This is a genomic window from Marinobacter salinexigens (assembly GCF_008370345.1).
Classification (GTDB): domain Bacteria; phylum Pseudomonadota; class Gammaproteobacteria; order Pseudomonadales; family Oleiphilaceae; genus Marinobacter; species Marinobacter salinexigens.
The window spans coordinates 190731-204579 of sequence record NZ_VTUU01000005.1 but is presented as its reverse complement, the minus strand read 5'-3'; the positions used below and the strand labels follow the sequence as shown (position 1 = coordinate 204579).

Below are 13849 nucleotides of genomic sequence, written 5' to 3'. Positions count from 1 at the left end.
CCCTCGTGTTTGATGAGGTCGTTATAGAGTGATCTTTACTGCACAGACGTCCAGCGGGCCTATCTGTTACTGAAACTACCCCAGAATTGCAGCCATTCCGTTTACCTGATTGTCTGGACAATGCACGCACTGCAACCTACGATCATGCATATACACTTCATTAGCAGGAGCCCAACATGTCTGAGCAGTCTGTTGATCAGGAAACAACGCCGCTTGATGTTGCCAGAACCTGCGCGGCTCTTTACTCCCGCGTTTTTTCCCGGCTGGTAACCCGGCACTACAACCATCACCTTTCCGATACCGGTCTCAGGATTACCCAGTTCTCAATTCTGAATGCCATCAAACTGTCACCACCAAACTCCATCAACGAGCTGGCTGAGTTACTCGGAATGGAGCGGACATCGCTTCAGCGAACGGTTGAAAAACTGATTGCCAAGGGCTTGCTTCAGTCTCAGCCAACGGGCCATAAGCGTTCGCTAGGCCTGGCTCTGACGCCGGAAGGCGAGGAAATATATCAGCAGGCATTGGTAAGATGGGAAGAAGCTCACGGTGAGTTTACCGATATGGTAGGGGCAGATGACTGGTCAGAAACCGTAGGCAAACTCCGGCGCTACAGCGGCAAGCTTCAGTCTACCCTGTGATATCGGTTCAGCCGCCGTCTCGCATCGACTCGAGCAGGGCTTCGACCTCTGCCTGATTGTAGCGAGGGGTTATGTGTTGCGGACAATTCCAGTCGAAGGCTTCGACATGAATGAGCATGCCCTTCTCTACCTTCGCGTCATAACTATCGTCCTTCAGATCGTCCAGAATCGACGGCTGGTCGGAACCCACAAGCGCCATCCGGCCAAGCAGTTTTAGCCTCCTACGGTTCGGATAGTCCATCAGGAACAGCGCCACGCGATCATTGTTCAGGACGTTTCCCGTTGTGACGTACTGACGGTTGCCCGAGTAATCAGCGAAACCGATGGTCGACTGGTCTATTACCTTCAAAAACCCGGCCGGCCCACCCCGATGCTGGATGTAAGGCCAGCCTGTCTCACTGACGCTGGCAATATAGAAACTGTCACGAGCTTCAATGAAGGTGCGCTCCCGCTCCCTGAGCAGATGGTTTCGGTCGGGGCCGGTCTCTATGGATGCGTAACCCGACCGGCTACCCATGTCCTCCTGAACCTGCTTAACGGTCCGGGTAAAAGCGATTTCCGCAAACTTGTGGGCCATGCTGGGCTCCTGAAGGTCTTTAAGGTCTGTGTCCCCGTTACCTATCAGTAACCCAGCCGGTTCAAGTGTTACATCGCGTCGCCACTATATTTAAACAGCTTCAATTTTTCTCTGTCGCTTCCTGGCGCCCTGCTCTAACGAGCGTAAAAATGGAGCTCAGAAATACCCAGCCGAACCCAATCACGCCGACATTGACGCCAAACAACGTCTTTTCAGTGCCATCCGGATGCACCATTGATCCGCCGTAGGCCCCCTGTAAGGCATAGGCTGCGAGGAAACCGCCGGTGATCAAGAGCGCAATTACACTGGCTTTCCCCCGGCCATCCGCAGACATCCAGGTAAGCCACAGGGCAATCGCACCCAGGGAAGAGTTGGTGATCAACTGCCACACTTCGTGCAATCTTGCGTGGGCTACCCAGTCTGGGTTAAAGACGTGGGTGTCGTTGATTTCCAAATACGGAACAGCAATTGCGTAGAGAGCGATTGATATATTTAACAGTATCTTATCAAGCATTTTTTATGTTCTCTGTAAGGTAATATTGGGAGAGCATAAGGTTTGACTACTGCTGAATACTGCTGCCAAACCTGTATGTTTACCCTGGCGCAGCCCGTTACCGCCCTTGCCAAACACCGGTCTCTGCCACTTCCTCGGCATACACAGCGAAGTCTTTCGGTGGTCGGCCAAGTGCCTGTTGAACGCCGTCGGTCAATTGGGCGTTGCGGCCATCTAGAACCGTTGCGAACAGATAATCCAGCATCCAGACCACATCCTTTGGCGCTCCAGCGTTCTCCATCTCGGCGATAAAGCCGTCGTGAGGTACGTCGATGAACGAAATCTCACGGCCGGTCGCGCGGGAAAGGTCTTTGGCCACGTCCGCGAAAGTCATCAATCTTGGTCCCGTCACCTCATAGATATGGCCGTTGTGGTGGTCCTGAGTCAGAGCAGCAACAGCCACATCTGCAATGTCATCCACATCCACGAAAGGCTCGACCTGATCGCCCGCTGGCAGTGTGATCGCGCCATTCAGAACCATGTCGATGAATGCGCCTTCAGAAAAGTTCTGGTTGAACCAGCTTGCGCGGACGATGGTCCATTCCAGTCCGGACTCCTGAACAATGTCTTCGCAGGCTTGTGCCTCGGCTTCGCCACGGCCGGATAGCAGGACGAGCCGCTTCACTCCTCGTCGTTTGGCCAGGCTCACAAACGCCTGGATAGCGTCGGTTGCGCCTGGCATGGCCAGGTCTGGCGAGTAGGTGATATAGGCTGAAGTGACGCCAGTGAGGCAAGGGTCCCAGCTTTTCTCGTTGTCCCAATCAAACGATGGGATGGCTGAGCGGGATCCAACTCGAACCTCATAACCGCTGTCTTTCAGCTGACCGACGATGCGTTTACCGGTTTTGCCGGTACCGCCCAAGACGAGAATTGTCTGATGTGCCTGGTTGGATGGTTTCATTGACTTGCTCCTTTTGATTTAAGTGCAAGTCCATTTTCGTGAAACCGCGTCGCTTGTTATTGCCTCGGCATGCCAGAGTTTGTGCAGACGGCGCCAACTTCAAACTTAACGGGTCAAAAGCCGATAGGATCGTGGAGTCTGCCCTGCCCAACGCTTGAAAGCCCGCGTGAACCCGCTCTGCTCGGCAAACCCCGTCAGGAAGGCGACTTCGGCAAGGCTGTAGTCTGTCTCACGAAGAAGTCTCTGTGCGAGATCCTTTTGCGCCATGTCGACAACGTTTTGAAAGGAATACCCCTGCTCCGACAACCTTCTTTGCAATGTCCGTGCGCCCATATTCAGTTCGGACGCAATCCGTGACAGCTTCGGTACTCCCTCACTAAGCACGTTGGCGACAGCACGCCGAACTTGCTGTTGCAGGTAGATGTCGCCCTTAAGCGAATTCAGTTGCTGTTCAAGATGGCGGTCAAAGAACTGGGCGATGGATTCATCGCCCAGTCTGTTGGGGGTTTCGATGCTTTCTTTTCTTACAAGCACCGCATCTCGTCCCGTCTCGAAATGGACCGGGCAACCGAAATAATTCTCGTACACTCTGGTATCGCCTCTCGGCGCATGCTTGAAGTAGATGGCCAAAGGAATGAAATCTGAGGAGCTGACTTCCTTGATGATGGTATGCACCGCCGACATGCTGGCCTCGTTGGAGAGCAGCATGCCCGTGGAACCATCCCCGGCTTTTTCAAGGTTAAAGAATGTCCCCTGTGCCGTGTCCTCAAGCGAATAGGTTTCTGCACTGCCCAGAACATGCCCGTACCGCTCTGCCCTTGTGAATGAGCCACGCAAGGTCGGCGCGGATTTCCATGCCAGACCGAAAGCGCCGTACTCGTCGCTTCGCATCGAGGCGCCGATTCTCAACGGTAATGAGAGGCCCTTGGGATCTCGATCAACCAAAGCCGCAAAGAAATCATAGTACTCCGGTGAAGACACCATCTTTGTCGGATCGATGGGGCCGTCCACGGGTAGGCCAAGTTTGCGTATCAAGTCCCGCGTTTCGACGCCCGGACTTGCCTGACTGACGACCTTATAGACATACAGTGACGTTATTTGAGCCATGGCAAAATAGATAGTCTATAGTTGGCTGGTTACGCAACTTCTCAGAAATGACGAAGTAGTCGCGATTTGCCAGACCGGCAAATTAGCGTAGGGCCCCATGCCGACAGAATAGAAAAGAGACAAGAGGCAAGTAAGTATTGAGCCAAAAACTGCTCAATGTCTCTGATCATCAGCATAACATCGTCTTCTGAGAACTCCTGACTCGAATGTTCGCTTTATGTTTGGGAGTTTGAGAAGCTCGGCCTGGTCGCAAAGCGAACACTCAGGTTGACCATAAAGCAGACCTTTCCTAGGCCGCGTGAGCCCGCTACCTACCCCACCGATTCCCCGGATGACCTGACCCTTGGGAATACCTAGCAACGTACAACTGGGCGGAAAACTCTAATCAGCGGTGCAACTAAAGCGGGGTTGTTTACAACATGCTGTGCGAGCGATACCGAGACTTATAAAGTAGTATCAACAAAATGAACCTAAGCGACCAAGGTGAACCCAATCACAATAGCTTTCGCATTAAGTGGGATGACGCCGGACAGAGATCTGAAAACTGTATGGTCTTGCTAATACTATCTGGGGCTTGTCCGCGACAAAGCTGCTCATACCCTAGTCGCTCGAAAAAATCAGTCGCCGTTGTGGTTAAAAGATAAATGGCACTGAGCCCCATGAGTGATGCATTCAGTTCGGCGTGCTCCACTAATGCTCGTCCCAGCCCGGTGTTTCGGACTTCTTCGTGTGTTGCCAAAGAGCGAAGCATCGCCGATTTTTTTGCAGATCTCGATGCCGACGGAACCTATTAACTTGCCCTTCTGATGGCAGCCGAAGAAATAAATTGAGCCGGACTGGTTGATATCTGAGGTCGGTAGCGCAAAGCAACTCAGAAGTTCAATCAATGACTCATCAGGGTCAATAGGAACAATTTTCATGCTAATTCAGCCAAGACGGTCGCTTTTGTTCGATTCATGAAGCTCAATACCAATGTCTTTCCGTATATGGTTTGAGATACAACCGAGTTCCTTTTTTGGTTTTCGTCTGCTTTGAAATGTCTTCCAAAGACCGGCAAGCCGCGTTTTGATCCACTCTGCACGGGTTATCAAGCGTGCTTGATTCCGTCCCTCGGCTGATGAGTCGGATCCGTCTCTATTATCAGGGTGTTTGTGATCGCCCATAACTCTGTCCCTTTTCAGCGAGTAACCTTCTGTCATTTCAACTCCGATATTGGCAATGATGTCGATGTCACTCTTTCCAGAAATGTTTTCTGGCTTCCTTCTCGGCATCGCTTCTCGATACACCGATGTCTTTCAGCATGAAGTCAGGTAGTTGGGCCAGTTGCCGACGTGTTCTCCAATTCACGTACCACCGGCTGATCTTTTGAATCGCACTGGCTTTCACTGGTGTTCTGCTGTGAACGTAGCCGACTGCCTGAGCAGTGGGGGAAATGGCTGACATCGTGTCTCTCCTTTACTGTAAAGTTCAGGCTTATTGTTTCGTTTGGACTGCATGCGAACAAACGGGTTAAACTTCTTAACGATTAAGATGAAGTTAACCATGGGTGGCAATATGCAGGCGCTTCCTCCCCTGAGGGCTCTCCAGGCTTTCCGGTACGCCGCCAGGGAACTCAGTTTCAAGGCTGCGGCTGAGGCAATGAACATCTCTAATGCGGCGGTCAGCTCACACATTCGGGGGCTCGAAGAGTTCCTCGGAATGAAACTGTTCGTGAGGCTGACTCGAGAGGTAAAACTGACCCCAGAAGGGAGCCGTCTATCGGGTTTCATCGAAACGGGATTTCAGGAAATCGAAAGGGGAATTGCCACCTTCGCACCGAACTCAGATCCAACCAATTTGAAAGTGGCGACTTTGCCTTCGTTCGCGAACCGTTGGTTGATGCCCAGAATCAGCCGGTTCCAGGAAAGATACCCTCAGATAAAACTCAGCATTATGCCCGGCTTCAGCTTGGTGGACTTTCAGGGTGACGGGGTTGATCTGGCCATCCGTTTTGGCAAAGGAAATTATCCGGGACTGGAATCCCGTTTCTTCATGGAGGAGTCCCTCGTAGTGGTTTGCCACGCATCTCTTGCGGACGGCCGAAAGGTCGAACCGTCAGACCTTGCCAACATGCCCTGGCTGGTTGATGACTCGATTGATATGCAAGGCTCATGGGGCAAATTTCAGAGGGCCCTTGGCATAAAGATCCCCGATACATCGATCAGGCTCGAGGTCAATGAAGCTTCTGCACAGGTTGAGGCGGTCCTTGCAGGCCGTGGCGTTTCTTTGATTCGTCACATTCTAGTCGCCGATATGCTGAAAGACGGACTCTTGATGCAGCCGATCGATTTCTCGATGTCTGCGGAATATCACTATTATCTGGTCGCCCCGGAGGCCAAGTTCAGAACCGAAAAAGTCAGGGCCTTCGTATCCTGGATTTCCTCCGAGATTTCTTGAATTCGTTTTACTCAGGGCGCAAGCCACCGCAACCTCGATAGCCAGTGTATCCCGATATTCTCGCGGCACCATCATTTTGCGAAAATGCGGCTTCTCAGCAAAAAATACGTGAACCCCATTTAAAACCAGATTCAATTCAGAACCAGCCGGGTTTCCGGCATCTTTTTACTCCCTTTCCGCGGTTCTGTTGGTGCAAACGGTTACAGGTGTATTTGCGTTTTTGTTTACCTTTTTTTGATCGGTGTACATGATTCAAAGGGACTGTCGTTTGGTCTGCATGGGTATGATTCGTAAGTTCACGTTCTGACTGGCTCCATCAGGAACCCCCCGTAACGCTCGAAACAGCTCTTCGATCTCATCCGAGTGGCTGCTGACGAACTTGGCTAGCGTCGTGAAGTGAGTAACGGTATCGCAAGAAAGTGCTTTGAGGATGATGCTGGTCTCGCAGCAACACTAAATCTCGCGGCTGGAGGTGATTCCCTTGGAGTAGGCAAACAGGATGGCTTTCAGCAGTATCTGGATCGTAAGCCAGCCGGCCGGTGTCTTCGTTGCGGTACTTGGGGTGAAATATCGACAGGTCCAGCTTGCGCTCGATCAAATAATGCACCGCAGGTTCAAAGGTGCCAGGCTTAAACTGTTCTTAGTAGTCGATCACGACCATGGCGCCCTGGTCGTATTTGTAGTGCTTGAAGCGGGGAATGCCGCATTTCAGTTGACCCGTTTTTTGCGTCTTATCAAAACCAAGCGCTGATTTTTGGTTTTTTTCTACAGCCTCAACGCTTTTAGCAGCGGCCGTAGTGAAGGCGCGAAGCGCCGAAACGGAGTCCAGACCAGCCGCCATTTGACTGGGCGATGCTGGCTAAACTTTCTAAATTGTTGATAGTGCCATTTGCAATATTGGATAAGGCTTGCCCTGGCCGTCGAGAGGCGAACGCCCTATAACTTTGAATCCAAGCTGCCTATAGAAATCGAAAGCCCTGTCATTTTGTTCATTAACATCGACCTTTGTGGCACCTTGATTTTCAATTGCGTTTTTGGTTAACAACCTTCCTATGCCACTGCCCATTGCGGCGGGAGAAATAAACAGCATTTCTATATTTCCGTCGTGCACACCACAGAATCCTTGGATATTACCCTTACTATCTTTGATGCATGTTAAATCAACGGCATCAAAATAGTTTTCTAGGATTACAGGCTTCAATACCTCAATTTCTTCTTCGGGAAGAAAATCATGCGTAGCTCTAACTGAAGCTTCCCATACCTTAATTAACTCTAGGTAGTCCTTACTATCAGCTGATTCTATTTTCATGAACTCCTCCGATAGGAAATTTAACGCTCTGGGTTTGCGGCGTGATCTTGCACCATACTGCCTGGGAAAAAAAGGCCCTTCCAAAAAATGAAACGAGAAGGACCAAAGTGTCGAAGCTTTTGCTAGCTTGAATCTTTAAAGTTTATGCGGAGTATCTGCAAAGCGTCTCGCCGCCATCCAGACGGACAAGGTCGCCATGCATATAGCTTGAATCATCTGATGCGAGGAATACCGCAAGATTGGCAACGTCAGAAACCTCACCCCATCGGCCAAGGGGAATGCTTTCGACAAAGAAGTCGTCAAAGTTTTTGTCATCGAATAGCTGCCGGGTAAGTGCTGTCTTTGCATAGGTCGGGCAAATACCATTCACCCGAATACCGTACTTGCCGTACTCGATAGCAAAACAGCGGGTTAGATTCGCCTGTGCACCTTTGGAGATGTTGTACACTGATTGTTTGGGGTGTCCTTGCAGGCCTGCCGTTGATACTAGGTTTATGATATTGCCGCCATGTCCCTGTTTCATAAACGTGTTGACAGCCTCCTGACAACCAAACCAGGTGCCCTTCACATTAATACGCCAGCACGCTTCCAGATCATCTTCGGTAAACTCATGGGCGAACTTTCCGCCTCGAAAGATACCTGCGTTGTTGATCATGATGTCCAGTTTTCCGTAGCACTCGACACTCGCAGCCATCATGCGTTTAACATCCGCATGAGAGGTAACATCGCACTGAACGAAATAGGCATCACCGCCATTCGACTTGATCTCGTCAACGGTAGTTGTACCTGCATTTGTTTCGAAACCGCCTTGGGATGGAGCTTCCTGAATATCGGCTATAACAACCCGGACACCTTCTTTAGCCAAAGCGATAGCGATCCCCCGACCGAAGCCAGATGATGCGCCTGTGATAATAGCTACTTTGTCTTTAAGATTTTTAGCCATGAGAACTTACTCCGTGCGTATATTATTGAATTTTTTTTGGAACCCATGCTCAGAGGGCAAAAGGAGTAAAGGTTTGAATCCAGATGCGATTATTGCGAACCAACAGCGTGTCAGTAGCCAGCGGCATGAAAGGCTCGGCACTCCAAGTCAAGTAGGCAATGTCGTCTTTGACGTATTGAACCCCTACCTTGAATGCAGCCCAAAACTCTGGTGTAGCCTCTTCCAGAAACTTCTCAAAAAACGCACGGATTTCGGCTTTGCCTACATGGTTTCCAGTAGGGGTGGTGATTACAGAATCGTCGGCATAATCAGCCATTAATGCGTCTATCCCCTCTGCAAAAGCTTCCAGATGATGCTCAAACACCTTGTGCGTTGCAGATTCGTCGACTCGAACCGTATTGTCGGCCATAGGTACTTCCTCAATCTTGTGTGATCGGAGGCCTAACCGCCCGGTTGTTCAAGGGACAGTTAGGCGCTACCTAACAGAATCGGTCTATTGAGCTGCGCTTTCGGGTTGTTGCTCGCTGATGAACGCATCCCATGCTCCTTGCGCTTCCATCCAGCCAATGTTGACGGCCACGCTGCCATCAGGGCTGGTGAAAGCCAGAGGGCCGAGGAACGTCATATAGAATGCGCTATCGACAGGAAACTCAGTCTTGCCATGAAATGCGCCCGAGGACTCGTACCCATATCCAGGTGCGATAGCAGTATCGCCCCCCTTATCCTTGCCGCCACGGACGTCCATTCGTCCTTTGTAAAGGAAATACTCACCGGGACCCGTGTGAATGTGGGAGTTGAACGATGAACCGGCCGGACAATCGAACACGGCTGTCCAGGAGCCCATTTCGGGTGAGACGTGTAGTAGTCTCCAGGTAATGCCACCTTTCGAAAGCGTGTCTGGAAACGGTGCCCAAGGGCCATCGTCCATCTGTACGTATTCTTCTGCAGATTGGGGCTTCATGATTGATTCTCCTAATTGTTTTTGTGCGCTTATTCAGCAAATGCTTCTTCTCGCCGGGACTCGACAAGGAAGCTTGAGCTGATATTTCACAAGTTAAGAGGATTCCGGAATCGCGACATGCTTCTGGGTGCACGGCCTTTGCACCGTCAGTGCAGCGAAAGCTTAAGAAATCAGGGATTGAAAAGTGTCTCGGCGACGCTGGTTCCGGGCAAGCTCTGCCTGCAGCGCGAATTGCAGAGCGGCAACCTTTAATACTTAACGGTCGATACCAGTGCCAGCCGCCTCATTAGCGGACCTCGGCAGGCCGTAGGAGTCGAAGGCGACGACGTACAGCAGCACGATCAGTGCGAACCAATCGATGAACCCGAGAGCGTTCCTATGGAGCGACCCGACCACAGACGGCTCGTGTAACACGTGCTCATCGAGACAGTAGCAGTAGGACACGACAGTGCTATCGCCAGAACGATCAAAATTGCAGCGCGCTCAGCCAGATCGACATTGAGCTAGGACGGCGACTGGTTCATTGCGCCGCCCAAGGCGTCGGCATTAGCCGAACCAACGAGCACCTTTGTGACAAATACGAGCAAGAGCTAGAGCACGGTTCCCATTACGGTATTACCGATCAACGAGAGCCCGACTACTTTGGCTCGCGATCTTCCGACAGATTATGTGGACTGGGACACGTCCAACACGGCCTTGGCACCATCAGTGCAGACTCTTAAAATCAGCGGTTGGCACCAATAACGTGACAAATTGGTGTGGTGATCAAGTAGGAGGCTAAAGGTATCTGGAAGTGATCGAGAATTCCATCACTTGTGTCATTTCAGCGGGAGAGCGCAATACCAGGGTCATGCCGAAAATCGTGGGGAGTCACACCAAATTCGCTTTTGAAGCGCCGGCTAAAGTGGGTGGAGTGCTGAAACCCCCAGCTCAATGCTATTTCCGTGATCGTACGCCGTGACATGCCCGGATTCGATAAATCTCGCTGACAACGAAGCAGACGTTGGTGAATGATATACTGAAGCGCTGTCTGGCCCTCAGATTCGAACAGCGAATGAAGGTGCCGTAATGAAATACGGTGGGCGGATGCGATGTATTTTAGTGACAGTTCGGGATTACTCAAATGCTTATCGATAAACTGCTTGATCTGGATAAGCTGCTGACGCTCATAACACTCTCCCAAGCTAATCGCCGGTCCCAAAGTGCTAACCAGTGTGCCAATCATGGCGTCCGTCAACGCTTCGCTGTTCTCAAGCTTCCCTGATAAAAATTCTGGCGTCATGGTTTGTATCAGCGAACAAAGCATAGTTGCCGTGGTTGAATCTTTAGAATACTTGCTGTCGATCAAATACCAGGAACCCGGCAGCCAGCTGCGAAGGCGGGCCAAGGGCATAAGCACCGATATTTTGTGGAGCTTTTCAGTAACATCGAATTCCATAGGGCGGGTTGTATTCCACAAAAGAATATCACCAGGCATCAACTCATGGCATTTCGAATCGATAGTGAACCTTTCCCGCCCGGAAAGAACGAGTTGCATAGCCAGTGTCTCGATATCATCGCCGGCTATTTCCTTCGCATGGCGGGTAGCGCCGCACGGATCGCATACGCAGGTTACCACCTCAAAGTTTCCGCTGGAGCGATATGCAACTTTTGCCGTGAAGTCAGCGGGCACGTTTGCCCTGGGGTTCCAGAGCCCATACACCGATTTTAGTTTTTCAGTCCACTCATCGTATGGAATCGGGCTTTGAGACTCGGATAAGGCACTTACATTCTGCGTCTGAAACATTTTCAGACTCCTTTCTTGTTATCTCCAACTAACCTTACATTAGACTCCTGGCCGGAGTGTGACAAACTGCACATTGATCTTTGACTGAATCTTTAATAACCACTGCTACCAGGCATCTCTCAGCTTTCTCAAGCCAACAAAAATATCCCGTGGAGACAAAGAGGTAGCCGGAAACGCCTCACTCACTTTCTCTTGCACGGCAGAATCCGTTAGACGCAGGAAGGGATTGTATTGACGTTCATCGCCAAGACTCATGACAGGCGCCGTATGGCCAGTGGCCGATTCGAGCTTTGCCTGCAGCCTCCTTGCAACTTTATTGAGTGGGTCACAACTCAATGCAAAGTTCAGGTTATTCAAAAGGTAGTCATGCCCAGGATAAAGTAATACATCATCATGCAGCTGGCTAAATACTCGTTCGAAGGAATCGAATAACTGATGAACGTTTCCATCATTTTTGCAGTTCCCCGCCGCTGCATTGAATAGTGCATCGCCTGAAAACAACGCCTGCGTTGAAGTGCCGCCGTCGTTACTGACCAACAGACATATATGCGCTGCGGTGTGTCCTGGTGTATGCAAGACTCGGAAATCAAGGTTTCCTAAAGTGATTTGATCCCCATCGTTCAATGCATTATCGACGCCCGGTATGAGCTTTGCTGCATGACTATGAGCGGAGATAACGGCACCGGTCGCTCGCTTGAGCGTGGGGTTCCCGGCAATATGATCGGAATGCTCATGTGTGTTGATGATATGTGAAATTGACAATCCGTGTTCCGCCGCAATCTTCAGTAAGCCAGCGGTATCGAGCGGATCAACGGCCACTGCGAATCTTGAGGCCTCGCAAGCGATAAGGTAGTTGTAATTTCTGAGTGCGTTATCGACGAAGTGTCTTATTATTTTCATAGTTGTATCGCCTTACCGGTGGTTTGCTCTGGCATAGACGCCTGGGCCCATACACGCTAGGTCGAAGCAATCATTTCTGCCAAAGAACGCGCTGCCAGAATTTCAATCCAGTAACCGTCCGGATCTTTAATAAACGCCAATCCTTTCATGCTCCCATCATCTGGACGCTTCACAAAGTCAACGCCCAACTTTTCAAAACGGGCACAGGCCGCATGGACATCAGGCACAGTGATCCCAATGTGACCAAAGCCTTTGGGTTCACTGTTTCCACTGTGGTACCCAGAGAAATCGGCGTCTTTCTCAGTCCCCCAGTTGTGAGTAAGCTCAAGGGTCGCTTTCTGCTTGAAAACATACTCTGCCTTACCGAGAGGATCTGACGGGATAGGCGAGGAACTATTGTCCTGATAGGCAAGAAAATATAGTGAAAACTCCATCTCCGGGAAGTCGAATTTATTGAGAAGAGTCATCCCTAAAACATCACGATAAAATGCGACCGATACTCCGGGGTCGCGAACTCTGATCATGGTTTGATTGAAGATGTACTTTGAAGTTTCACTCATTGCGTTAAGACCGTCTCTGTTGCTGGCTGTAAACGTATGATGATCTACCAAATGGAGGAGTTTATCTTAACTCTGCGTGAGCGATGGGTTGACTGTCAGTGCGTCACTCTACGCCGAACGACCAGATTGGGAGCAACACATGCTGACCTTGGTAGATTTCTTTCCAGTTCCAACCATCGAGGATTTCACCAATACCCGCATTCAAGCGATTGCTGGGGTGAACATAAAAAACGCTTTTCAGGCGAGCAGATCATCAACGTTAGCGACAGACCGTTCTTTCAACCAGACTCACTGCTCGAAACCACTTCGATCGTAAATTTCTGAATTCTGAAAATAGTGGATATAAGAGAGGCGCCGAAGGAAAACTGGCTGGGAATGGATGGTTCTGGAATGTTCGCTTTTGTTTACGACTGAAGGAGCCTGATCGAAACCCGAAGGTGTTCATCAACCGGATCTGACAGCGTCTGCAACATCCAGCGACCAAGGAGCCAAGTTACGCTTTAGATCTCAATACTCTCGGCTATCTCCAGAGCATCCTCAACCTCCACACCAAGGTACCGCACGGTGCTCGACATATTCGTGTGTCCCAACAGCAACTGAACGGCTCGAAGATTTTTGGTCTTCTTGTAGATCAATGTCGCTTTGCTGCGTCTCATTGAATGGGTTGCGTAGACTGAAGGGTCAAGTCCGATGCTGGTAATCCACTTTTTGACAAGACGGGCGTATTGGTGAGTAGTGATATGGTCGAACTTTCGCATCCGGCTCGGCCACAAATAATCCATACCCGAAAGTCCGCGCAACTCGATCCATGCCTCGACCGATTCGCGCGTCTTTTTGGTTATCTCAAACTGAACAGGCTGACTAGTCTTCTGCTGGATGACTTGCGCCCGGTCCAGAACCTCACCGTTTCTGGAAATATCTCGAACCAATAGCTTTACCAGATCGCAGGATCGGAGTTTGCAGTCAATTGCCATGTTGAACATCGCCAGCTCGCGGATGTTCTCTGCAATCTCCAACCGAATCCGGATAGCCCATATTTGTTCGAGTTTGAGCGGCAGCTTCTGGCCAACGAGCTTTCCCTTGTTCCAGGGAGCTTTGCTGATAGGAAATGTCATGACGTGGCCCTCTTTGGAGGGTAAAGGCCTTTAAGTATGGTTCAGAATATTGTTTTCTGC

General features: G+C 50.5%; 17 protein-coding genes and 1 pseudogene. 2 read left to right on the top strand and 16 right to left on the bottom strand.

Annotated features, from left to right (window positions below; genetic code table 11):
• Nucleotides 1-176 precede the first annotated feature (176 nt).
• Nucleotides 177-641, top strand: coding sequence for a MarR family winged helix-turn-helix transcriptional regulator (locus FWJ25_RS12400; protein WP_149600573.1), 465 nt, complete (start codon nt 177-179; stop codon nt 639-641).
• Nucleotides 642-648: 7 nt separating this feature from the next.
• Here the strand turns inward: FWJ25_RS12400 and FWJ25_RS12395 are convergent, their stop codons facing one another.
• The 7 genes from FWJ25_RS12395 to FWJ25_RS12370 form a co-directional block, all read right to left on the bottom strand.
• Nucleotides 649-1218, bottom strand: a complete 570-nt coding sequence (locus FWJ25_RS12395; RefSeq protein ID WP_149600572.1) for a pyridoxamine 5'-phosphate oxidase family protein — start codon at nt 1216-1218, stop codon at nt 649-651.
• A gap of 100 nt (nt 1219-1318) precedes the next feature.
• Complete coding sequence (locus tag FWJ25_RS12390) at nt 1319-1732, bottom strand: hypothetical protein (RefSeq protein ID WP_149600571.1); 414 nt, start codon at nt 1730-1732, stop codon at nt 1319-1321.
• A gap of 97 nt (nt 1733-1829) precedes the next feature.
• Nucleotides 1830-2672 (bottom strand): NAD(P)H-binding protein, encoded by an 843-nt coding sequence (locus FWJ25_RS12385; RefSeq protein WP_149600570.1) that lies wholly within the window; start codon nt 2670-2672, stop codon nt 1830-1832.
• Between the two features lie 105 nt (nt 2673-2777).
• Nucleotides 2778-3779 (bottom strand): AraC family transcriptional regulator, encoded by a 1002-nt coding sequence (locus FWJ25_RS12380; protein WP_149600569.1) that lies wholly within the window; start codon nt 3777-3779, stop codon nt 2778-2780.
• Nucleotides 3780-4272: 493 nt separating this feature from the next.
• Nucleotides 4273-4485: a GNAT family N-acetyltransferase gene (locus tag FWJ25_RS20050; RefSeq protein WP_368732301.1), complete on the bottom strand. Its 213-nt coding sequence runs from the start codon at nt 4483-4485 to the stop codon at nt 4273-4275.
• Nucleotides 4397-4699: a hypothetical protein gene (locus tag FWJ25_RS19885; protein WP_246166806.1), complete on the bottom strand. Its 303-nt coding sequence runs from the start codon at nt 4697-4699 to the stop codon at nt 4397-4399. Before FWJ25_RS19885 ends, FWJ25_RS20050 begins: the two co-directional genes overlap by 89 nt.
• A 310-nt stretch (nt 4700-5009) precedes the next feature.
• A complete protein-coding gene (locus tag FWJ25_RS12370; RefSeq protein ID WP_149600567.1) occupies nt 5010-5222 on the bottom strand; it encodes a DUF1127 domain-containing protein in 213 nt (70 codons plus the stop codon).
• Between the two features lie 99 nt (nt 5223-5321).
• On the opposite strand from FWJ25_RS12370, the gene FWJ25_RS12365 reads away from it, so the two are divergent.
• A complete protein-coding gene (locus tag FWJ25_RS12365; protein ID WP_246166804.1) occupies nt 5322-6215 on the top strand; it encodes a LysR substrate-binding domain-containing protein in 894 nt (297 codons plus the stop codon).
• 339 nt (nt 6216-6554) lie between these two features.
• On the opposite strand, the pseudogene FWJ25_RS20035 reads toward FWJ25_RS12365, so the two are convergent.
• The 9 genes and pseudogenes from FWJ25_RS20035 to FWJ25_RS12320 form a co-directional block, all read right to left on the bottom strand.
• Nucleotides 6555-6915 (bottom strand): annotated as a pseudogene (locus FWJ25_RS20035) (transposase); the annotation flags it as partial.
• Between the two features lie 168 nt (nt 6916-7083).
• Nucleotides 7084-7524: a GNAT family N-acetyltransferase gene (locus FWJ25_RS12355; RefSeq protein WP_149600566.1), complete on the bottom strand. Its 441-nt coding sequence runs from the start codon at nt 7522-7524 to the stop codon at nt 7084-7086.
• Nucleotides 7525-7666: 142 nt separating this feature from the next.
• Nucleotides 7667-8467 (bottom strand): SDR family NAD(P)-dependent oxidoreductase, encoded by an 801-nt coding sequence (locus FWJ25_RS12350; protein ID WP_149600565.1) that lies wholly within the window; start codon nt 8465-8467, stop codon nt 7667-7669.
• 49 nt (nt 8468-8516) lie between these two features.
• Nucleotides 8517-8876, bottom strand: coding sequence for a YybH family protein (locus FWJ25_RS12345; RefSeq protein WP_149600564.1), 360 nt, complete (start codon nt 8874-8876; stop codon nt 8517-8519).
• A gap of 84 nt (nt 8877-8960) precedes the next feature.
• Entirely contained in the window at nt 8961-9428 is a 468-nt protein-coding gene (locus FWJ25_RS12340) for a cupin domain-containing protein (RefSeq protein WP_149600563.1), read from the bottom strand.
• Nucleotides 9429-10251: 823 nt separating this feature from the next.
• Complete coding sequence (locus FWJ25_RS12335; RefSeq protein ID WP_149600562.1) at nt 10252-11214, bottom strand: helix-turn-helix domain-containing protein; 963 nt, start codon at nt 11212-11214, stop codon at nt 10252-10254.
• Nucleotides 11215-11319: 105 nt separating this feature from the next.
• The gene (locus FWJ25_RS12330; protein WP_149600561.1) at nt 11320-12114 is read right to left on the bottom strand and encodes a hydroxyacylglutathione hydrolase C-terminal domain-containing protein; all 795 of its coding nucleotides are present in this window, start codon (nt 12112-12114) and stop codon (nt 11320-11322) included.
• Nucleotides 12115-12170: 56 nt separating this feature from the next.
• The gene (gene gloA / locus FWJ25_RS12325; RefSeq protein ID WP_149600560.1) at nt 12171-12674 is read right to left on the bottom strand and encodes a lactoylglutathione lyase; all 504 of its coding nucleotides are present in this window, start codon (nt 12672-12674) and stop codon (nt 12171-12173) included.
• Nucleotides 12675-13174: 500 nt separating this feature from the next.
• The gene (locus FWJ25_RS12320) at nt 13175-13789 is read right to left on the bottom strand and encodes a tyrosine-type recombinase/integrase (protein ID WP_149600559.1); all 615 of its coding nucleotides are present in this window, start codon (nt 13787-13789) and stop codon (nt 13175-13177) included.
• Nucleotides 13790-13849 lie beyond the last annotated feature (60 nt).